General features: G+C 74.0%; 14 protein-coding genes. 3 read left to right on the top strand and 11 right to left on the bottom strand.

The features are described from left to right. Window positions 1–59 precede the first annotated feature (59 nt). A complete protein-coding gene (locus GA0070213_RS07965; RefSeq protein WP_091060175.1) occupies window positions 60–2,738 on the bottom strand; it encodes a type 1 periplasmic-binding domain-containing protein in 2,679 nt (892 codons plus the stop codon). 117 nt (window positions 2,739–2,855) lie between these two features. Beyond that, window positions 2,856–3,434, bottom strand: a complete 579-nt coding sequence (locus GA0070213_RS07960; protein WP_175441251.1) for a TetR/AcrR family transcriptional regulator — start codon at window positions 3,432–3,434, stop codon at window positions 2,856–2,858. 165 nt (window positions 3,435–3,599) lie between these two features. Between GA0070213_RS07960 and GA0070213_RS07955 the strand changes: the two genes are divergently transcribed. After that, the gene (locus GA0070213_RS07955) at window positions 3,600–5,141 is read left to right on the top strand and encodes an MFS transporter (RefSeq protein WP_245716299.1); all 1,542 of its coding nucleotides are present in this window, start codon (window positions 3,600–3,602) and stop codon (window positions 5,139–5,141) included. Here the strand turns inward: GA0070213_RS07955 and GA0070213_RS07950 are convergent. Both GA0070213_RS07950 and GA0070213_RS07945 read right to left on the bottom strand, forming a co-directional pair. Then, window positions 5,131–5,817, bottom strand: a complete 687-nt coding sequence (locus tag GA0070213_RS07950; RefSeq protein ID WP_091059796.1) for a Type 1 glutamine amidotransferase-like domain-containing protein — start codon at window positions 5,815–5,817, stop codon at window positions 5,131–5,133. The genes GA0070213_RS07955 and GA0070213_RS07950 overlap by 11 nt on opposite strands. Window positions 5,818–5,958: 141 nt before the next feature. Then, on the bottom strand, window positions 5,959–6,744 hold the full coding sequence (locus GA0070213_RS07945) for an SGNH/GDSL hydrolase family protein (protein WP_091059794.1): 786 nt from the start codon (window positions 6,742–6,744) through the stop codon (window positions 5,959–5,961). A gap of 198 nt (window positions 6,745–6,942) precedes the next feature. On the opposite strand from GA0070213_RS07945, the gene GA0070213_RS07940 reads away from it, so the two are divergent. Continuing rightward, complete coding sequence (locus GA0070213_RS07940) at window positions 6,943–8,478, top strand: M1 family metallopeptidase (RefSeq protein WP_091059791.1); 1,536 nt, start codon at window positions 6,943–6,945, stop codon at window positions 8,476–8,478. 4 nt (window positions 8,479–8,482) lie between these two features. On the opposite strand, the gene GA0070213_RS07935 is transcribed toward GA0070213_RS07940, so the two are convergent. From GA0070213_RS07935 to gltB, 3 genes are all read right to left on the bottom strand, one after another. Next, window positions 8,483–9,010, bottom strand: coding sequence for a hypothetical protein (locus tag GA0070213_RS07935; protein ID WP_091059788.1), 528 nt, complete (start codon window positions 9,008–9,010; stop codon window positions 8,483–8,485). Window positions 9,011–9,140: 130 nt separating this feature from the next. Further along, window positions 9,141–10,646: a glutamate synthase subunit beta gene (locus GA0070213_RS07930; RefSeq protein ID WP_091059784.1), complete on the bottom strand. Its 1,506-nt coding sequence runs from the start codon at window positions 10,644–10,646 to the stop codon at window positions 9,141–9,143. Further along, the gene (gltB, locus tag GA0070213_RS07925) at window positions 10,639–15,312 is read right to left on the bottom strand and encodes a glutamate synthase large subunit (protein WP_091059779.1); all 4,674 of its coding nucleotides are present in this window, start codon (window positions 15,310–15,312) and stop codon (window positions 10,639–10,641) included. The genes GA0070213_RS07930 and gltB overlap by 8 nt, the downstream gene beginning before the upstream one ends. A gap of 145 nt (window positions 15,313–15,457) precedes the next feature. On the opposite strand from gltB, the gene GA0070213_RS07920 reads away from it, so the two are divergent. Then, complete coding sequence (locus GA0070213_RS07920) at window positions 15,458–16,300, top strand: GNAT family N-acetyltransferase (protein WP_091059776.1); 843 nt, start codon at window positions 15,458–15,460, stop codon at window positions 16,298–16,300. 18 nt (window positions 16,301–16,318) lie between these two features. Here the strand turns inward: GA0070213_RS07920 and GA0070213_RS07915 are convergent, their stop codons facing one another. The 4 genes from GA0070213_RS07915 to trpB all read right to left on the bottom strand — a co-directional run bounded on the left by GA0070213_RS07915 (window position 16,319) and on the right by trpB (window position 21,563). Beyond that, a complete protein-coding gene (locus GA0070213_RS07915; protein WP_091059772.1) occupies window positions 16,319–17,506 on the bottom strand; it encodes an FAD-dependent oxidoreductase in 1,188 nt (395 codons plus the stop codon). Between the two features lie 11 nt (window positions 17,507–17,517). Beyond that, window positions 17,518–18,792 (bottom strand): prolipoprotein diacylglyceryl transferase, encoded by a 1,275-nt coding sequence (gene lgt / locus GA0070213_RS07910; protein ID WP_091059769.1) that lies wholly within the window; start codon window positions 18,790–18,792, stop codon window positions 17,518–17,520. Between the two features lie 736 nt (window positions 18,793–19,528). Next, window positions 19,529–20,332, bottom strand: a complete 804-nt coding sequence (trpA, locus tag GA0070213_RS07905; protein ID WP_091059765.1) for a tryptophan synthase subunit alpha — start codon at window positions 20,330–20,332, stop codon at window positions 19,529–19,531. A 4-nt stretch (window positions 20,333–20,336) separates the two neighbouring features. Further along, window positions 20,337–21,563, bottom strand: coding sequence for a tryptophan synthase subunit beta (gene trpB / locus GA0070213_RS07900; protein ID WP_091059761.1), 1,227 nt, complete (start codon window positions 21,561–21,563; stop codon window positions 20,337–20,339). Between the last annotated feature and the right edge of the window lie 3 nt (window positions 21,564–21,566).

Genomic DNA, 21,566 nt, shown 5'->3' with positions numbered 1-21,566 from the left:
TCACCCACAGTTACCGGCCAGCCCCGCCGCGGACCCCCGGCGCCGGCGTCGACGGCACGCTACCTCGCCACGCGGCAGCCGGGATCCGGACCCGCGGCGTCGGCCACGCCGCAGTGGAAGACCTCGACCGGGGCGGCGGCCACGTCGGGCACCTTCGCCACGGTGAGCAGCGCCAGGCGCTTCGCGACCGGTTCGCCGGAGTCCGGGGCGTACCGGATCAGGCCGCTGACCCCCGGGTAGCCGCCGGCGGCGTTCTGCCGCAGCACCTCGGCGTGCACCCCGACCGGGTTGACCGCGCGCGGCTCCCAGCGGCGGCCGGTGTCGGCGTGCCGCAGCCGGGCGGCCAGGCTCTCCAGCGCGCGCACCATCATCATCGCGGCGTCGTAGGCGAGGCTGACCCGCTCGCCGACGGGCGGGCCGGTCCCCTCCCGGCAGCGCGGCGGGTCCAGCAGGTCGTCCGCGCCGATCCAGGTGAGGAAGCTGCCCCGGGCGTCGTCGCGGGCGGCCTGCGCGGCCCGCAGCGCGGCGCACGTGGCCAGCGACGCCTTCGACACGTACGTGACGGGCAGGTTGCCCGGCGCGCTGGCCCGCAGCCCGGGGTTCGCCATGTAGCGGTTCACCGAGTCGTCGGCGACCAGGTGCCGGGGTGGGTCCGCGCCGCACTCCTTGAGCGCGCGCAGGAAGCCGTCGAACTCCGACCAGCGGCCGGCGAAGAAGAGCATCCCGGGGTAGCCGCACTCCTGGTTGAGCCGCCGGCCGCTGCGCCACTCGTCGAGCCGGGTGAGCCGGGTGCCGAACCGCTCCCGCAGGCCGTCGACGAGGGTGGAGACGTAGAGGTCGTCGGTGAGCGAACTGCGCTCGCCGGTGGTCCAGTAGACGTGCGCCTCGCCCACCCGCAGCACCTGCCGGGCGTACGCCTCGACCATCCGGGCCTGCTCCCGGTTGGGCGCCGACATGGCCAGGTAGAGGCTGGAGTTGGTGTCCATCCGGTCGGCGGACAGGGTGGGCGCGAGCACCGGCAGGCCGACCCGGTTGAGTTCGCGCAGCGCCGCCGCCGTGCTGGTGCGGCTGTCCACCAGCCCGACCACGCCGAGCACCGTCGGGTCGTCGCGGGCCAGCCCCTCCAGCATCCGTACCGCGTCGCCGGCGTGCCGCATCTGCCGGCCGGCGTTGGCCACCACGATGTGCAGCAGCGCCGCGTCGTCCGCCGCCGCCGACTCCTTCAGCAGCGCGTACTGGGCGGTCGCCATGCCCTCCAACTCCTCGCGCTCGGAGACGTAGGACTCCTCGTCCGCGCGGGTCCGGTTGCCGGTGAGGCTGCCCAGGTAGACGAGCGTCAGGTAGGGGCGGCGGTGGTCGCTGCGCCGCCACACCTCCTCGGTGGCCCGGTTCTGCGCGAAGATGCGCCGCTGCACCGCCCGCAGCCGGTCCTGCCCGGGCTCGCTGTTGAAGACCTGCCCGGTGGTGTCGCTGTAGCCGACGCACTCCCCGCCGACCAGCCGCACGCTCACCCGGTCGGTCGGCCAGGGGCGGCAGTCCGGCGCCCACCGGCCGTGCGCCCACACCCCCACGCCGGCCAGCAGCACCACGGCCACCGCCGCGGGCAGGAACCGCCGCGCCCACCACGGCGGGTCCGGCGCCACCAGCGCCGGCGGGGCAACCCCCGGGGGTACGCCGGGAGCGTCCTCCTCCGCCGCCAGCACCATCAGCCAGGCGCCGGGGCGGCGCAGCCGCCGACGCTCCGGCAGCGCCTCGGCCCACTCCTCGTACGCCTCCTCGGCCTCGGCCATCGGACGCGGCGCGGCCGGTTCCGGCGGCGGGTCGGCGGCGACCGCGACCACCAGCAGCGGGTCGTTGCGGCCGGTCTCGTTGCGGACCTCGTCGACGATGCGGACCAGGGTGTGCCCGACGTTGTCGGGGCGTACGCCGTCGAGCAGCATCACCGGGTAGGCGGTGCGACGCCAGTCACCCGGTCGCCAGAACCGCCGCCGGTACGCCAGCCGCAGGTCCTCCAGGAACGCGTGCAGCAGCAGCTTCTCCACCTGGGCCGGGTGCTCGCCGTCGCGCCAGCCGGCGGTGAGCCGCTCGGCGAAGCCGAGGAACGTCACCGACTGCCGGGGTGCCAGGTACTGCTGGCGCATGAACCAGCGGTACTGCCGGCCGACCACCGGCACGCGGCCGGACACGGCGATCCGGAAGACCACACTCGGCACCGCCCGGCGCAGCAGCCAGAGCAGCAGTTGCAGCACGGCGCCGAGCCCCGAGTCGACGCCCACCTGCGGGTCGTCGCCGACGCGCCGGCCCCGCCAGTCCCGCAGCCGGCGCACCAGCGAGGCCCGGCCGCTGTCCGCGGCGTCCACGTCGACGGCGAGCGTCTGGTGCATCAGCCAGTCGGCGAGCGGATAGTGCCGGAACCGCAGTCGGGGCGCGCCGAACGCCTCCAGGGAGAGCTGCCGGTGCACCTCCCGCAGCGCCGTCGCCACGTCGTCGGTGGGCGGCCGGTCGGCCAGGTCGAGCACGGCGTGCGGCACCCGGCGCCCGGTGCCCCGGGCGGTGAAGCGGCGCAGCAGGGCGGCGACCGCCCCGTCGCCGGCCGGCCGGAGCAGCCACAGCAGCGGGAGCCGGCGGTCGCCGCGGCGGGGCCGCCGCAGCAGCCGGGCCAACAGGGTGAGCAGCTCCAGGCCGCCGGCCGGTAGCTGCTCCCGGGCGGGCCGGGGCCGGGTCGCCGGTTCGCGCATGGTCACCTCCGGGTGACGGCCGGTGTCCCCCCATTGTCGACACCCCCGCAAGGTGTAAGGAGGGGCCCCTTGTTAACGCCTCAGGTAGAGGAAGGGGCCCCGCTTAACACCCGCGCCTCAGCGCGGCGGCGGGGGGCGCAGGCCGTCGAGCGCGATGGTCAGCACGCGGTCGCGTTGCGCCGGGTCCGGGAACTGGTAGGCGGCGAGCCCGCTGATCAGGCGCACCACGTCGTCGAAGTCGGCGTCCGGCCGGGCGGCCCCGGCGGCCTGGGCGCGGCGCAGCAGCGGCTCGCCGGCGGCGTAGATCTCGGTGCGGCAGCTGCGGAACACCTCGGAGTCGTGCACCAACTCCTCGGCCAGCGCCCGCTTGGTCGCGACGTAGGCGACGAACCGGTGCAGCCAGCCGACCAGGGCGTCCCACGGGTCGAGGTCGGCCAGGTCGGCGGCGGTGGCGCTGAGCGCGCGCACCTCCTCGACGTAGACCGCCTCGAACAGGTCCCGGCGCTGCGGGAAGTTGCGGTAGAGCGTGCCGATGCCCACGCCGGCCCGGCGGGCGATCTGCTCCAGCGACGCGCTCGCGCCGTGCTCGCCGAACACCTCGCGGGCCGCGGCGACCAGCGCGTCGTAGTTGCGCCGGGCGTCGGCCCGCTTCGGGCGGCGGGCGAAGACCTCGGTGGACCCGTCGGCGCTGGGCATGACGCGCGTCACTCCTTCCCCCTTGCAAGCGGAGGCAACCCTCCACTACGTTGGTGGAGGCACCCCTCCGGATAGCGTACTCCGGAGGCCCCGGCCCGATGCGCCGCCACCGCCGCCCCATCGCGCGAGCGGCCACCATCTCGTACCGAACGGGAGTTCTCCCACATGATCGCCACCTTCCGGCGCGGCTCGCGCCGGATGACGTTCCTCGTCCTCGCGGCCGGCACCGGCTTCTTCGCGATGCTCCAGTCGCTGATCACCCCGGTGCTGCCCACCATCCAGCACGACCTGCACACCTCGCCGAACACGGTGACCTGGGTGCTGACCGCCTACCTGCTCTCCGCGTCGATCTTCACGCCGATTCTCGGCCGGGTCGGCGACATGGTCGGCAAGGAACGGATGCTCGTCGTCTCGCTCGCCGCGCTCGCGCTGGGCTGCCTGCTGGCGGCCGTCGCGCCGAGCATCGGCGTCCTCATCGCCGCCCGGGTGGTCCAGGGCATCGGCGGCGCCGTCTTCCCGCTGTCCTTCGGCATCATCCGGGACGAGTTCCCGGCCGCCCGGGTCAGCTCCGCGGTCGCCTCGATCTCGGCGGTGGTGGCCGTCGGCGGCGGCCTCGGCGTCGTGCTCGCCGGCCCGATCGTGACCACCCTGGGCTACCGCTGGCTGTTCTGGATCCCGCTGGTCGTGGTCGGCCTCACCGCGCTGGCCGCGCACCGGTTCGTGCCCCGCTCGCCGGTACGCACCCCCGGCCGGATCAACTGGGTCAGCGCCGTGCTGCTCTCCGGCTGGCTGGTGGCGCTGTTGCTGCCGGTCAGCAAGGGTGCCGCCTGGGGCTGGTCCTCCGGCCGGGTGATCGGCCTGCTGGTGCTCGCCGCGGTGCTCGTGGCCGGCTGGTTGGCGGTCGAGGCACGCGCCGCGAACCCGCTGATCGACCTGCGGATGATGCGCCTGCCGGCGGTCTGGACCACCAACCTGGTCGCCCTGCTCTACGGCGCCTCGATGTTCGCCGTCTACGCGTTCCTGCCGCAGTTCGCGCAGATCCCGACCAGCGCCGGGTACGGCTTCGGCGCCAGCATCACCCAGGCCGGGCTGCTCATGCTGCCGATGTTGGTCGGCATGTTCGCGGCCGGCCTGCTGGCCGGACGGCTGGAGTCACGGTTCAGCCCGAAGGCGCAGCTGAGCACCGGCGCGGTGTTCAACGTGACGGCCGCGGCGATGCTCACCGTCGCGCACGACGCCCGCTGGCAGGTGGCCCTGGCCGGCGGTCTGGTCGGGCTCGGCATCGGCCTGGCGTTCGCCTCGATGGCGAACCTGATCGTGGGCAACGTGCCGGCCTCGCAGACCGGCGCGGCGACCGGCATGAACGCCAACATCCGTACCATCGGCGGAGCGATCGGCGCGGCCCTGGCCAGCACCGTGATCACCGCCGACCCGCAGCCGAGCGGGCTGCCCCGGGAGGCCGGCTTCACCGCCGGTTTCCTGCTGCTCACCGGCATCTCGCTGGCCGCCGCGCTGGCCGCGCTCGCCGTACCCTCCGGGCGCCGCGCCCGGCCCCGGCGGCGGGTCGGGCCGGTGCCGGAGGTGGTGCCGGGCGTGCCCGGCGCCCCGGCCGTGCCGGCTGGTTCCGTCGGCGAGTTCCGGCTGCACCCGCTCGCGGCTCCGGGCCCCACCGCACGTCGACGGAGGCCGGTGCCGGTCAGGGATTGATCAGTTTCCAGTCACCCTCGGAGATCACGTCAACACCGCCATCGACCACCTTGATGGCGGTGTTGTCGTCGATGGCGTAGGTCGGTACCGGGATTCCGGACGCCCACTTCTCGATGTTGGACAGCGCGGCGTCCTCCATGTCCGGATGGTCGAGGTGGGGGTACAACGTGAAATCCACCAGCCCCAGCGCCCGGTCGGCGCCCTGCGCCATGTCGCTGCCGTCCGGGACGAACCGAAGGTCGAACTCGGCGTCGCAGTTGTACGGGGTGACCGCGATGCTCCCGGCGCTGACCCCGACATAGACCGTGTCACTCAGCGACGGCAGGAGGTCGGCCAGGCCCGACCGGCGCAGCCAGTGGGTCAGGTAGAGCACGTCGCCGCCCCAGACGAGAAGGGCATCGGCCTCCCGGACCGCCGGGACCCAGTTCTCCTCCCGGATGGTCGGCAGCGCGGTGAGCTCCAACACCCCCAGGGATTTCCAACCCAGCTGGGTCAGCGGGATCGAGTCGCGGCCGTGGATCGCCTGCCACGCGCTCGCGCTTCCGCCGGGGAAGGGGTAGACCCCGGTGGGGACGAACAGGGCCGTGGACTCGGCGACCGGCTTGCCGAGCAGGTCGACGAGGGCGTCGGAGATGCTCGGATTACTGATGCCCGACGACGTGAGAAGGAACTTCACGACACCCGCCCTCCTGGAGCCACCCGACCGTGCGGCCCAGCGTACCGGCGCGGATCGTCCACTGCGGCCCGCCGGCCGGTGAGGCGTTGAGCGGGGGCCCCGGCAATGCGGAATGCGTTAACCGGGGCCCCTCCTTTCACCTCAGCCGATGGTGGCGGTGAGGGCGGCCAGGTAGCCGTAGCGGTAGCCGTTCGCGTTCGGGTGGTAGGCCTCGATCACGCCGCTGACGTCGCGGATCCACGGGTCCGCCGCGCACACGCCGTGCCCGGTGAAGTACGGCCGCGCGTCGACGAACGTCGCCCCGGCCGCGCCGGCCCGGTCGGCGGTGACCCCGTTCAGCACGTCGGCGGCCTGGTTGAGGATGGTCCGCTTGTAACTGCTCATGGCGAGCAGGCCGCACGAGCCGGTCTCGAACAGGCGCGGGTAGCCGAGCACCACGAGCCGGGCGTTCGGGGCCCGTCCGCGGATCGCGGCGTAGGTGGCGTCCAGCCGGCCGGGCAGCGTCGCGGTGGCGAACGCCTTCGCCCCGGCCACCGCGCTCTCGCAGCTCGACGTGCTGCCGAAGCGGCAACTGGTCATCACGTCGGCGAAGCCGGCGTCGTTGCCGCCGATGGTGATGGTGACCAGCGTGGTGCTGGCGCTGAGCTGCCCCACCTGGTTGTTGAGCACGTCGGCGGTGACCGCGCCGCCGCAGGCCGGGAAGCGGAAGCTGGTGACCGCGTGCGCCGCGGCCCAGAGCGGGGCGTACGACTTCTGGCTGCGCAGGCAGGTGGAGAGGTCGTACGGCCCGGCGCCGACGCCGGAGGAGTAGGAGTCGCCGAGGGCGACGTAGTTGACGGTGGCCGCCCGGGCGGCGCCGGGCAGGAGCACGGCGCCGAGGACGGCCGCCAGCACCGCGGCGAGGGCGGTACGGACGCGACGGGACATGACAGGACCTCCACGGGACAGGGGTGGTGGAGCCCGTTGACCGCGCGCGTGGCCGAGGGGTCGTGCTTGTTACTAGTCGGTAATGCTATCGAAACATTCGCAAGAATTGAATAGCCCCGGTCGCCGGTTCGGGGCAGATCCGTTTACATGTGTCGATTAGGTTGGCGGTGCGTACACCCGACGGAGGGAGTCCCACCCGTGCCACGCGCACTCTCGGCGGCAATCGCCGCCCTGACCCTCACCACCGCCGTCACCACCGTGACCGGCGCACCCGGCCAGGCCGCCACCACCGGATGGGGCCGCCCGCACGTCTCGGCGGCCACCCCCACGCCGGGCAGCCCCGGGCTGGGCGACAGCTACTTCCCCGACTACGGCAACGGCGGCTACGACGTCGACCACTACGACATCCGGCTGCGCTACGAGCCGGCCACCGACCGACTCAGCGGCACCACCACGATCCTGGCCGCCGCCACCCAGGACCTGTCCCGGTTCAACCTCGACTTCGCGCTCGACGTCGAGTCGGTCCGGGTCAACGGTCTGGTCGCCGGCTTCGCCCGGGCCGGCGACCACGAGCTGGTGGTCACCCCGACCCGGACGCTGCTCAAGGGCCAGCAGCTCACCGTCGTGGTGAAGTACGCCGGCATCCCCTCGCAGACCAAGGTCTACGGCTACACCGGCTGGACCCGCACCGCCGACGGCGCGCTCGCCGTGAACGAGCCCGAGTCGACCTGGTGGTGGTACCCGAGCAACGACCACCCGAAGGACAAGGCCACCTGGGACATCTCCGTCTCGGTGCCGACCGGCGTCGAGGTGATCAGCAACGGCGTGCAGCCGCGCGACCCGCTGCCCGAGGCGGGCAACCGCACCCGGTGGAGCTGGCGCAGCGTCAAGCCCGGCGCCACCTACCAGTCGTTCCTGGCCATCGGGCAGTACGACATCGTCACCGACACCGCGCCGAACGGGCAGCCGGTGGTGAACGCGTACAGCACCACGCTGGGCGAGCGCGGGCCGGCCGCCCGGGCCAGCATCGAACGCACCGCCGAGATCGTCGACTGGGAGAGCGGGGTGTTCGGCCCGTACCCGTTCGAGGCGCAGGGCGGTGTGGCCGGCCCGATCGACGGCATCAGCTTCGCCCTGGAGACGCAGACCCGCCCGGTCTACGGCCCCGGCTTCTGGCGACGCGGCTCGAACCCCTACGTGGTGGTGCACGAGAACGCCCACCAGTGGTTCGGCGACTCCGTCTCGGTGGCGGACTGGCGCAACATCTGGCTGAACGAGGGCTTCGCCTCGTACGCGGAGTGGCTCTGGTCGGAGGAGCAGGACGAGGGCACCGCGCAGGAGCTGTTCGACTTCACCTACGACTACTACCCGGCCGACTCCGAGTTCTGGCAGGTGCTCCCCGGCGACCCGGGCGCCGACCGGGTCTTCGACGACGCCGTCTACGACCGGGGCGCGATGGCGCTGCACCAGATCCGGCTGGCCGTCGGCGACCCGGCGTTCTTCCGGATCCTGCGCACCTGGACGGCGCAGCACCAGTACGGCAACGGCACCATCGAGCAGTTCCAGGCGCTCGCCGAGCAGATCGCCGGGCGGGACCTCGACGCGGTGTTCACCACCTGGCTGTTCACCGCCGGCCGGCCCGAGGTGGGCGCCGCCGCGCGTACCTCGGCGGCCCCGGCCCGGCCGGCCTCCTGGTCGAAGATCCGGACGGCGCACGACCTGCTGCACCGCTGAGGCGTCAGGTCGGGCGGGGCTCCCGCGCGAGCGGGGCCCCGCCCGACCCCACCGCCGCCTCGACGGCGCGGATGTGCCGGTAGGCGAACCAGAGCGGCGGGAACGCGCCGACCGCGAACGACAGGTCGACGAGCGTCCAGAACCAGGGGATGTCCCGGATCGGGCCACAGATCAGCGCCAGCGGCACGATGCCGGCGCAGGCGATCATCCCGACCTGGACCACCCAGACGTTGCGCACCGGGTCGCGCAGCGGCCCCCAGAACGCCACCGCGAGCACCAGGTGGGCGAAGGCCAGCCAGTCGGTGCCGTAGAGCAGGAACGGGTAGTCACGGTCGGCGGTCACGAGTCCGGTGTGGACGCGCTCGATCCAGCTCACCAACGCGGGGAACCGGCCGGCGAGCGGATCGAGCGCCGCCAGCAGCCACCGCACCTCGATCTCCAGCGGGAACGCGGTCACCCCGCTGAGGAAGAGCCCCACCACCACGATCCAGAGCCAGCGGCGCACCCGCCGCAGGCGTACCTCGACGTCCATGCCCGCAGCGTAACGATGATCTTCGTGCCCTCGGTGCCCCGCCGGACGAGACGTGGCCCACGCCCGGCGGTGTTAAGCGGGGCCCCCGCCTATACCGAATGCGTTAAGCGGGGGCCCCTCCTTACACCTCTCACCTCGCGGCGAGCGGCTGCCGGGCCGGGTCGACGGGGGCGGGCAGCTCGCCCACCCCGCCCAGGTAGGTGTGGACGGCCGCGGCGGCGGCCCGCCCCTCGGCGATCGCCCAGACGATCAGCGACGCGCCCCGGTGCATGTCACCGGCGACGAAGACCCCGTCGGTCGCCTGCCAGTCCGGGCCGGCGTCGATCGCGCCGCGGCCGTTGCGGGCCACCCCGAGCTGCGCCAGCAACGGCTGCTCCTCGGTGCCCTCGAAACCGATCGCGAGCAGCACCAGGTCGGCCGGGATCTCCCGCTCCGAACCGGGCATCGCGGTGACGATCCGCCGGCCGTCGACCTTCTCCACCGTCACCTCGGCGATCCGCACGGCCCGGACCTGCCCGGTGCCGTCGTCGACGAACTCCTGCACCGCCACCGCGAAGACCCGCTCGCCGCCCTCCTCGTGCGCCGGGTAGGAGCGCAGCACCCACGGCCAGGTCGGCCACGGGTCGCGGGCGGCGTCCCGGTCCGCCGGGGGCTGCGGGTAGAGATCGAGCTGGTGTACGCCGGCCGCGCCCTGCCGGTGCGCCACACCGAGGCAGTCCGCGGCGGTGTCCCCACCTCCGATGATCACCACGTGCTTGCCGGCCGCGTCGATCGGCGTGCCGTCCGGCAGCACGGCGAGGGCCGGTCGACCGTCGCCCGCCGCCGCCACCACCCGGTTCGCGGCCACCAGGTGCGACATCGCCTGGTGTACGCCGCGCAGCGCCCGACCCGGCGTCTCCGGGGTGTCCCGGCCCTGCAACGCGCCGCAGGCGAGCAGCACCGCGTCGTGCTCGGCGCGCAACTGCTCGGCGGTCACGTCCACGCCGACGTCGACCCCGGTGCGGAACCGCACCCCCTCGGCGGTGAGCTGGGCCACCCGGCGGTCGACGTGGTGCTTCTCCAGCTTGAAGTCGGGGATGCCGTAGCGGAGCAGGCCACCGGGGGTGTCGTCGCGCTCGTAGACGATGACGGCGTGACCGGCGCGGGCGAGCTGCTGCGCGGCGGCCAGGCCGGCCGGGCCGGAGCCGACCACCGCGACCGAGCGGCCGGTCGACGTCGACGCGGGCCGGGGCCCCAGGCCGTCGCGGGCCACCGCCGCGTCGGCGATCTCCACCTCGACCTGCTTGATGGTGACCGGCTGCTGGCCGCCCAGCCCGAGCACGCAGGCCGCCTCGCAGGGCGCCGGGCAGAGCCGGCCGGTGAACTCGGGAAAGTTGTTGGTGGCGTGCAGCGACTCCACCGCGGCGTCCCAGTTGCCGGTGCGGACCAGGTCGTTCCAGTCGGGGATGCGGTTGCCCAACGGACAACCGTCGTGACAGAACGGGATGCCGCAGTCCATGCACCGGGTGGCCTGCTCGCGGATCAGCTCCTCACCGGCCGGCGGGTAGACCTCCCGCCAGTCGGTGATCCGCACCGGCACCGGGCGGCGGGCCGGCAGCCGCCGGTCGTAGCGCAGGAAACCGTTCGGGTCAGGCACGAGCCACCTCCTGGGCGACCGCCCGCGGCGCGGGCGGCACGGACGCGGCGGTGGGAGGCGCCGGGGCGAGCGCACTCATCACCGCGTCGTCGACGTCGTGGCCGGCGGCTTCGGCGGCCCGCATGATCTCCATGACCCGGCGGTAGTCCCGGGGTACCACGGCGGTGAACTCCTCCACCGCCTCCGGCCAGCGCTTCAGCAGCGCCTCGGCGACCGCCGAGGCGGTCTCCGCGACGTGCCGCTGCACCAGCTCGTGCAGTCGGTCGCGTTCCTCGTCGCGCAGTGGGGACAGGTCGACCAACTCGGCGTTGACCAACCTGCGGTCGAGGCGGTGCACGAACGCGGTGCCACCGGACATGCCGGCGGCGAAGTTCCGCCCGGTCGGCCCGAGCACCACGACCGTGCCGCCGGTCATGTACTCGCAGCCGTGGTCGCCGAGCCCCTCGACCACCGCCACCGCGCCGGAGTTGCGCACCGCGAACCGCTCACCGACCCGGCCGCGCAGGAACACCTCGCCGCCGGTGGCGCCGTAGAGGATCGTGTTGCCGGCGATGATCTGGTCCTCGGCGCGCCGGCCCGGCTCGGCGTCGTCGCCGACGAACGGCGCGGCGGCGTCCGGCCGGATCACGATCCGCCCACCGGAGAGCCCCTTGCCGACGTAGTCGTTGGCGTCGCCGTGCAGCCGCAACGTGACCCCGCGCGGCAGGAACGCGCCGAACGACTGGCCGGCGGTGCCGTGCAGCAGGAACTCGACGGTGTCGTCGGGCAGCCCGGCGCCGCCGAACCGGCGGGTCACCTCGCCGCCGAGCATGGCACCGACGCTGCGGTGCTCGTTGCGCACGTCGACCTCGACCCGCACCGGGGCGCCGTCGCGCAGCGCCGGGCCGGCCAGCTCGATGAGCCGGTTGTCCAGGGCGACGTCGAGGCCGTGGTCCTGGGCGCGGACGCCGCGCCGGGCCGCGCCCTCGGGTAGCTCCGGCAGGTGCAGGACCCGACCCAGGTCGAGGCCGTGACCCTTCCAGTGGTCGATCGCGCCGGCCACGTCGAGCAGCTCGGTGTGCCCGATCGCCTCGTCGATGCTGCGGAAGCCCAGCTCGGCCAGGTAACCGCGGACCTCCTCGGCGAGGAAGAGGAAGAAGTTCTCCACGAACTCCGGCTTGCCGGTGAACCGCTCCCGCAGCACCGGGTTCTGGGTGGCGATGCCGACCGGACAGGTGTCGAGGTGGCAGACCCGCATCATCACGCAGCCCTCGACGATCAGCGGGGCGGTGGCGAAGCCGAACTCCTCCGCGCCGAGCAGCGCCGCGACCAGCACGTCCCGGCCGGTCTTGAGCTGGCCGTCGACCTGCACGGTGACCCGGTCGCGCAGCTTGTTGAGCAGCAGCGTCTGCTGCGCCTCGGCCAGGCCCAGCTCCCACGGGGTGCCGGCGTGCTTGAGCGAGTTGAGCGGGGACGCGCCGGTGCCGCCGTCGTGCCCCGAGATCAGGATGACGTCGGCCTTGAGCTTGGCCACGCCGGCCGCCACGGTGCCCACGCCCACCTCGCTGACCAGCTTGACGTGCACCCGGGCGGCCGGGTTGACGCACTTCAGGTCGTGGACGAGCTGGGCCAGGTCCTCGATGGAGTAGATGTCGTGGTGCGGCGGCGGGGAGATCAGGCCGACGCCCGGGGTGGCGTGCCGGGTGCGGGCGATCCACGGCCAGACCTTGTTGCCGGGCAACTGCCCGCCCTCGCCGGGCTTCGCGCCCTGCGCCATCTTGATCTGGAGGTCGTCCGCGTTGACCAGGTATTCGCTGGTCACGCCGAACCGGCCGCTGGCGATCTGCTTGACCGCCGAGCGCCGCGCCGGGTCGTGCAGCCGGTCGACGTCCTCGCCGCCCTCGCCGGTGTTGGACTTGCCGCCGAGCCGGTTCATCGCGATCGCGAGCGTCTCGTGCGCCTCGGCCGAGATCGACCCGTACGACATGGCGCCGGTGGCGAACCGCTTGACGATCTCGGCGGCCGGTTCGACCTCGTCCAGCGGCACCGCCGGCCGCACGCCGGTGCGCAGCGTGAACAGCCCGCGCAGCGAGCCCGCCTGCGCGGCCAGCTCGTCGACCTTGGCGGTGTACTGCCGGAAGACGTCGTACTGACGGCTGCGGGTGGCGTGCTGGAGCAGGAAGACGGTCTCCGGGTTGAACAGGTGCAGTTCGCCCTCGCGGCGCCACTGGTATTCGCCGCCGACCTCCAGCCGGTCGCTGGCCTGACTGCCCGCCGCCGGCCAGGCCAGCGCGTGCCGGGCGGCCACCTCGGCGTGGATCTCGGCCAACCCGATGCCGCCGATGGTGCTCGGTGTGCCCCGGAAGTAGCGGTCGACCAGGCGGGTGTCCAGGCCGACCGCCTCGAACACCTGCGCGCCGCAGTACGACGACACGGTCGAGATGCCCATCTTGGACATGATCTTCAGGACGCCCTTGCCGAGCGCCTTGACGTAGTTGCGGACCGCCTTCGCCGGCTCCACGCCGACGAGCGCGCCGGTGGAGATCATGTCCTCGACCGACTCGAAGGCGAGGTAGGGGTTGACCGCCGCCGCCCCGTAGCCGATCAGCACGGCCGCGTGGTGCACCTCCCGGCAGTCGCCGGACTCCACGATCAGCGCCACCTGGGTGCGCGTCTGCTCGCGTACCAGGTGCTGGTGCACCGCGGCGGTGAGCAGCAGCGACGGGATCGGCGCCAGGTCGGCGTTGGAGTCCCGGTCGGAGAGCACCAGGATGCGCACGCCGTCCTCGATCGCCTCGGAGACGTGCCGGCAGATCTCGGTCAGCCGGGCCTTGATGCCGGCGCCGCCGTCGCGGATCCGGTAGAGGCCGGAGACCCGGACCGCCTTGAAGCCGGGCAGGTCGCCGTCCTCGTCGATGGAGAGGATCTTGGCCAGCTCGTCGTTGTCGACCACCGGGTAGGGCAGCACGATCTGCCGGCAGCTCGCCGGACCCGGGTCGAGCAGGTTGCCCTCCGGCCCGATGGTGGACGCCAGGCTGGTCACCAGCTCCTCCCGGATGGCGTCCAGCGGCGGGTTGGTGACCTGGGCGAAGAGCTGGTGGAAGTAGTCGTAGAGCAGCCGCGGCCGGGTGGACAGCGGGGCGATCGGGGTGTCCGTGCCCATCGAGCCGATCGGCTCCGCGCCGACCCGGGCCATCGGGCCGAGCAGGATCTTCAGCTCCTCCTCGGTGTAGCCGAACGTCTGCTGCCGGCGGCGCACCGAGTCGTGGGTGTAGACGGTGTGCTCGCGCGCGGGCAGGTCGTCCAGTTCGATCAGGCCGGCGTGCAGCCACTCCCGGTAGGGCTGGGCGGCGGCCAGCTCGGTCTTGATCTCGTCGTCGGAGACGATCCGCCCGTTGACGGTGTCGACCAGGAACATCCGGCCCGGCTGGAGCCGGCCCTTGGCCACCACGGTCGCCGGGTCGAGGTCGAGCACGCCCGCCTCGCTGCCCAGCACCACCAGCCCGTCGCTGGTGTGCCACCAGCGACCCGGGCGCAGGCCGTTGCGGTCGAGCACCGCGCCGACGACCTCGCCGTCGGTGAAGGCGACCGAGGCGGGACCGTCCCACGGCTCCATCAGGCTGGCGTGGAAGCGGTAGAACGCGCGCTTGTCGGCGCGCATGTCCGGGTCGTTCTCCCACGCCTCCGGGATCATCATGAGCACCGCGTGCGGCAGGCTCCGCCCGGCCAGGTGCAACAGCTCCAGCACCTCGTCGAAGTTGGCCGAGTCGGACGCGGCCGGGGTGCACACCGGGAAGACCCGCCGGATGTTGCCGGGCAGGTGCGGACTGCGGAGCAGCGCCTCCCGGGCCTGCATCCAGTTGCGGTTGCCCCGGATCGTGTTGATCTCGCCGTTGTGCGCGATGAACCGGTAGGGGTGCGCCAGCGGCCAGGACGGGAACGTGTTGGTGGAGAAGCGCGAGTGCACCAGCGCGATCGCGCTGTCCACCCGCTCGTCGGTCAGCTCCGGGTAGAACGCCGGAAGCTGGTCGGGGGTGAGCATGCCCTTCCACACCATGGTCCGGCCGGAGAGCGACGGGAAGTAGGCCGGCTGGCCCCGCTCGGCGGTCTCCCGCTCCACCTGCTTGCGCAGGCAGAACGCCACCCGGTCCAGGTCGAGCCCGGTCAGCGGGTCCCCGGCCGCGCCGGCCGGCGAGTCGGTCAGCCGACGCGCGGCCAGGAAGAGCTGCCGGACCCGGGGCATCGCCGCGAGCGCGGTCTCGCCCAGGCCGGACGCGTCGGTCGGCACGGTGCGCCAGCCGAGCACGTCGGCGCCCTCGACCAGCGCGTACTTGTCCACCACCTGGCGGGCGCGGGCCTCGGCCGCGTCGTCGTCGGGCAGGAAGACCAGGCCGGTGGCGTACTGCCCGGCGGGGGGCAGCGGGAAGTCGACGGTCGCGCGCAGGAACGCGTCCGGCACCTGGATCATGATCCCGGCGCCGTCACCGGTGTTGTGCTCCGCGCCCCGGGCGCCCCGGTGGTCCAGCCGGCGCAACGCCCCGAGGCCGTTCGCGACGACCTGGTGCGAACGCCGCCCGTGCAGGTCGGCCACGAAGGCCACGCCGCAGGCGTCGTGCTCGTACGCGGGGTCGTAGAGACCCGGCGTCCGCGGGGCCGGCTGCGGGCTGTGAGGGTACGGAAAGGCCACCGGGCCTCCTGTCGTCACTCAGGTTGGTACATGGTGGGGACGACGTCGGCCCGCTGGGGTTTATTGAGTCTACGTTAGGGCGTACGGCGCAAGGCCAGTTCAGATTGATCACACTTCCAGATGGTGGGACGTGTAGTCTCGCGCGGTGGATGTCGTACGAGCTGACGTGCTCGACCGGTTGGAGCGTTTCTACGACGCGGTGCCCCGCGACGGGGCCCGGACGGAGGAGTTCGACTCCCTGGTGCTGTTCGTCCGCGACGGCGCCGGCTGGCCGTTCTACGCCCGCCCCCGGCTCGACGCCACCGACGCGCCCACGCTTGCCGAGGTGACCGCCGTCCGCGCCCGGCAGCGGGAGCTGGGGCTGCCGGAGGCGTTCGAGTGGGTGCACGAGCACCAGCCGGACCTGCTGGCGGTGGCCCGCTCGGCGGGGCTGACCGTGCTGGAGGCCCCGCTGATGCTGCTGGAGGTGGAGCGGCTGCCCGACCCGGCGACGCTCAGCGACGTACCCGTGCGGGTGCTGGACCCGGGCGACCCGGGCTTCGCGGCGGACATCGCGCTGCGCCGGGCCGTCGCCGCGGTCGGCTTCGCCCACGGCGGCACCGCGCGGGGCGAGGCCGGACCGGCCGAGCGGGACGCGGCGCTCGCCCGGCTGGACGTCGACGCGCTGGAGGAGGAGGCGGCCCGGGTGGCCGACGGCCGGCGGGTCTCGGTGCTCGCCGCCACGCCTGAGGACGGCACGCTGGCCAGCGGCATGGCGATGCGGGTCGGCGACGTGGCGGAGATCGCCGGGGTGGCCACCCTGCCGTCCGCCCGGCGGCGCGGGCTGGGCGCCGCGGTGACCGCCACGCTGGCCCGGGAACTGCGCGCCGCCGGCACCGACCTGATCTTCCTGAGCGCGGGCAGCGAGGAGATCGCCCGGGTCTACCTGCGGGTGGGCTTCCGCCGGGTCGGCACGGCCTGCATCGCCGAGCCGGCCGCGGTCATCTGAGCGCCGGCCCGCGCCCGGTCAGGACGGTGGTTGCCAGTCGGCGGCGGCCGCCGCCGCGGTGTTGCGCAGCCGTGGGCTGATCGTGCCCAGCGCGGCGTCCCGGGCGCGCAACGCCAGCCGGCCCCGGGTCTGCAGCACGGCCGACATCCGGCGGGTCTGCCGGACCATGGTCGCGGCGCGCGGGCGGCGCAGCCGGTCGTAGGCGGTGACCGCGTCCGGCAGCCGCGACTCGCGCAGCAGGCCGGCGAGCGTGGCCGCGTCCTCGAACGCCAGGCACGCGCCCTGCCCGAGGTGTGGCGGCATGGCGTGCGCGGCGTCGCCGAGCAGCACCACGCCGCCCGGACCGGCCGTGAAGCCGTACGACCGGGGCAGCGGTCGCAGCTCGCGGACCTCCTGCTGCACCACGTCGGCCGGGTCGGTCGCCTCCAGCAGCGTGGCGATCGGCGCGGGCCAGCCTGCGAACCAGCGCTTGAGCAGGGCGAGCTGGATCTCCGGCGGCTCCGGTCGGGGCGCGCCCGCGGCGGTGGCCACCCAGTAGATGCCGCCCCGCCGGGACGCTCCGGCGGTGCCCCGCTCGCCGAGCGACGCCGCCACGAACCGGTAGCCGGCGCCCAGCGTCTCGCCGTGCACCGGCTGGTCGTCGGGGAGCTGCGGGGCCGCGTACCAGGGGATCACCGCGCGCCAGGCGGCGCAGCCGGAACTCACCACGGCGGTCTCCGGAGCGAGCTGCCGCCGGATCTCGCTGTGGGTGCCGTCGGCCGCCACCACCAGGTCGGCCTCGAACAGGTGCCGGCCGTCGCCCACCGCGGGCCGTTCGCCGGCCGTCGTGCGCACGCTCCGCACGCTGACACCGGTACGCAGCTCCACCTGTTCACCGAGCCCGGCGATGAGCGCGTCGTGCAGGTCCTCCCGGTGCACCACCACCGGCATCCGCTCGGCCGGGGTGGGGCGGGGCTGCACCAGCCACTGCCCGTCCGGACGGCGGATCCCCCCGTCGGGCAGCGGGGTGGCGATCGCGTCCAGCCCCGCGCCGAGGCCGAGGGCGCGCAGCGCGCGTACCCCGTTCGGCCAGAGCACCACGGCGGTCGCCTCCGGCCGGACCCGGTCGGCCTTCTCCAGCAGCGTGACCTGCCATCCGGAGCGGGCCAGCGCGCCGGCCACCGCCATCCCGCCGAGGCCGGCGCCGACCACCACCGCACTGCGCATGGCGCCCCCGCTCAGCTGTCCCGGTCCGCCGGGCGCCGGCCGGCGTCCGCCCGGCCGGCACGCTCGGCCTCGCCCGTACCGCCCGAACCGCCCGTCGCGGCCCGGTCGTCCGCCGCGTCGGAGCCAGTTCCTGCGCCGGCCACGTCGCCGTCGCGGGTCGCGTCCCGGTCCGCCACGTCGCCGTCGCCGGTCGCGTCCCGGTCGGCGTCGCCGCGGTCGGTCGGGTCGTCGGCACCGGTCGCGGCGCCGTCGGAGTCGGGCCCGCCGGTCGCCGCCGGCTCCGCCGGTGGCAGCGCGCCGGTCTCCCGGTACGCCCGGAACTGCTCCTCGGTCACCACCCGGTAGCCCTCCGGCGCCACGGTCGCCGCCCCGGCCTCCCGAGCGGCGAGGTCGACCTGGGACACGTCACCGGCCGGGGTCACCGGCACGCCCGGCTCGCCCACCGGGACGAGGTATTCCCGCGGGCCGCGCACCCGGACGAAGTAGGCGAGCGCGCCGAGGAAGACCAGCGCCGCGGTCCAGACGTTGAGCCGGACGCCGAGGATGTGGTTGGCCTCGTCGGTGCGCATCAGCTCGATCCAGAACCGGCCGGCCGTGTAGCCCATCACGTAGAGCGCGAAGGCCCGGCCCCGGCCCAGCCGCAGCTTGCGGTCGAGGAGCAGCACCAGCGCGGCCACGCCGACGTTCCAGATCAACTCGTAGAGGAATGTCGGATGGTAGAGCCCCGGTTGCAGCACCGGGGTGCCGGCGTCGTCGCGCAGCGCGTGACCCGGATTGTCCGGGTCCATCACGTGCACCTCGAGCCCCCACGGCAGGCTGGTGCGCCCGCCGTACAGCTCGTTGTTGAACCAGTTGCCCAACCGGCCGACGGCCTGGGCCAGCGGCATGCCCGGGGCCAACGCGTCGGCCACCACGGTGAGCGGGATGCCGAGCTGCCGGGCGGCGATCCAGGCGCCGACCGCGCCACCGGCCACCGCGCCCCAGATGCCGAGACCGCCCTCCCAGATGGCGAACGCCTTGAGCGGCTGGCCGCCGTCGCCGAAGTATTTCTCCGGTGAGGTGATCACGTGGTAGATCCGGGCGCCGATGATGCCCGCCGGCACCGCCCAGACGGCGATGTCGAGCACCGCGCCCGGAGCCACGCCCCGGCGACGCAGCCGGTACTCGGTGACCACGCAGGCCACCACGATGCCGGCGATGATGCAGAGCGCGTAGGCCCGGATCGGGACCGGACCGAGCTGCCAGACGGCGGTGCTGGGGCTGGGCATGGCCGCCAGGGAGGTCATCGGGGCATGGGTCACGGGTGCACACGGTACCGGTGCGGACCGTGTGCGCGGCACCCCGGGCCGCCTCACCGCGCCCGTCGAACCGCACGACGCCCACCGGCCCGGCCGGTCCGCACGATCTGCGCGAGGCGCTGCACCGCGACCGGATCATCCCGGATGATCGCTCGGTCGTCACCGAACACGCGCCTGCGGCCATGCCGTCCGAGTGCCTACAAAGTTGATGACGTGAACGACTCAGCCCGTCGGCCGAGCGGACGCGGCGGAGGAGGCCGGGCGTCCCGGCCACGACCGGGGGCGTCCCGGCCAGGCCCGGGAGACGGACCAGGGCGGCAGAGCGAGCCCAGACGGGCGGTCCGAAGCCAGGCGGCCCGACATGAACCAGGACCGCAGCCCGAGCCAGGAGCGCAGCCCGAACCACGACCGCAGCCCGGACCACGACCGCAGCCCGGACCACGTGGGCAGGCCGTGGCGGGTGGGCAGGCCATGCCCGGCGCGCAGGCCGTGCCCGATGCGCAGGCCACGCCCGATAGGCAGGCCACGCCCGGTGACGGCGGGGCGAGCGCTGCCCGGCCTGCGATCCATCGGCGACATCAAGTTTGTAGGCACCCGGAAGTCAGGGTGGCACCCCGCCACGACACGTCGGCACGAGACGGGATGGAGCAGGAGAGCAGGCGGCGCGGTGACGGGACGGAGCGACGGGCGCGAGGACCGTGCGGCCGCGAGGTCGGGGCCGGCCTCAGCGGACCGGGTTGCGGACGCCCTCGGCGAGTTCGGCGCTGAGCCTGCGCAACGCGGTCAGGCCGGCGGCCTGGTCGGGCGCGTCGAGCACGCACCGCACCAGCGCGCTGCCCACGATCACCGCGTCGGCGTAGCCGGCGACGGTGGCGGCCTGCGCACCGGTGCCCACGCCCAGCCCGACCCCGACCGGCAGGTCGCTGACCTCGCGGAGCCGGGAGACGAGGATCGGCGCCGCCTCGGACGTCTGCGCCCGCGCGCCGGTCACCCCCATGATCGCGGTGGCGTAGACGAAGCCGCGGCAGTGCTCGACGGTCATCCGCAGCCGGGCGTCGGTGGAGGACGGCGACACCAGGAACGTCCGGTCCACGCCGTGCGCGTCGGAGGCGGCCAACCACTCGGCTGCCTCGTCGGGGATCAGGTCCGGCGTGATCAGCCCGGTGCCGCCGGCCGCGGCCATGTCGCGGGCGAACGCGTCGACGCCGTACTGCTCGATCGGGTTCCAGTAGGTCATCGTGACCACGGACGCGCCGGTCGCGGCGACCGCCTCGACGATGCGCAGCGCGTCGGCGGTGCGGACGCCGCCGGCCAGCGCGATGTCACTCGCCCGCTGGATGACCGGGCCGTCCATCACCGGGTCGGAGTAGGGGATCTCCACCTCGATGACGTCGACGCCCGCCTCGACCATGGCGGTCATCGCGGCGATGCTGCCCTCGACGGTCGGGAAGCCGGCCGGCATGCAACCGACCAGCACGGCCCGCCCGTCGGCCCGGGCCTTGTCGAAGGCGACCCCGATGCGGCTCACGCTGTCACTCCTTGTCGAGGATGCCGAAGTACGCCCCGGCGGTGTGCACGTCCTTGTCGCCCCGGCCGGAGAGGTTGACCACGATCACCGGTTCCCGGCCCAGCTCGGCGGCGAGCTCCGGGGCGATCCGCCGGGCGCCGGCCAGCGCGTGCGCGCTCTCGATCGCCGGGATGATTCCCTCGGTGCGGCAGAGCAGCTCGAACGCGGCCATCGCCTCGGCGTCGTCGACCGGCAGGTAGGTGGCCCGGCCGGCGTCGTGCAGCCAGGCGTGCTCCGGCCCGACGCCCGGATAGTCCAGGCCGGCCGAGATCGAGTGCGACTCGATGGTCTGGCCGTCGGCGTCCTGCAGGACGTAGGTGCGGGTGCCGTGCAGCACGCCCGACGAGCCGCCGGTGATGCTGGCGGCGTGCCGGCCGGTCGTCACGCCCTCGCCGCCGGCCTCGAAGCCGTAGAGCCGCACGCCGGCGTCGGGCACGAAGGCGTGGAAGATGCCCAGCGCGTTCGAGCCACCGCCGACGCAGGCCGCGACCGCGTCCGGCAGCGCGCCGGTCAGGTCCAGGCACTGCTGGCGGGACTCCACGCCGATGCCGCGCACGAAGTCGCGCACCATCTCGGGGAACGGGTGCGGCCCGGCGGCGGTGCCGATCAGGTAGTGGGTGTCGTCGACGTTGGCGACCCAGTCGCGCATCGCCTCGTTCATCGCGTCCTTGAGCGTGCGCGAGCCGGCCGTCACCGGGACCACGGTGGCGCCGAGCATCCGCATCCGGGCCACGTTGAGCGCCTGCCGCTCGGTGTCCACCTCGCCCATGTAGACGACGCACTCGAGGTCGAACAGGGCGGCGGCGGTCGCGGTGGCCACGCCGTGCTGGCCGGCGCCGGTCTCCGCGATCACCCGCCGCTTGCCCATCCGCCGGGTGAGCAACGCCTGGCCGAGCACGTTGCGGATCTTGTGGGCGCCGGTGTGGTTCAGGTCCTCGCGCTTGAGCAGGATCCGCGCTCCCACCTGGGCGGAGAGCCGGCGGGCCTCGTACAGCTCGGACGGGGTGCCGGCGTAGTCGCGCAGCAGGGCGTCGAACTCGGCGAGGAACTCGTCGTCGCCCATCGCCTTGCGGTAGGCCGCGTCCAGCTCGTCGAGCGCGGCGACCAGCGCCTCGGGGACGAACCGGCCGCCGAACCGGCCGAAGTGGCCGGCGGCGTCGGGAAGCTGGCCGGCTGCGGGTGCGGCGCTCATCGC

It is taken from the genome of Micromonospora humi (genome assembly GCF_900090105.1).
GTDB classification, from domain to species: Bacteria; Actinomycetota; Actinomycetes; order Mycobacteriales; family Micromonosporaceae; genus Micromonospora; species Micromonospora humi.
This window is presented reverse-complemented; position numbering and strand designations above follow the sequence as displayed.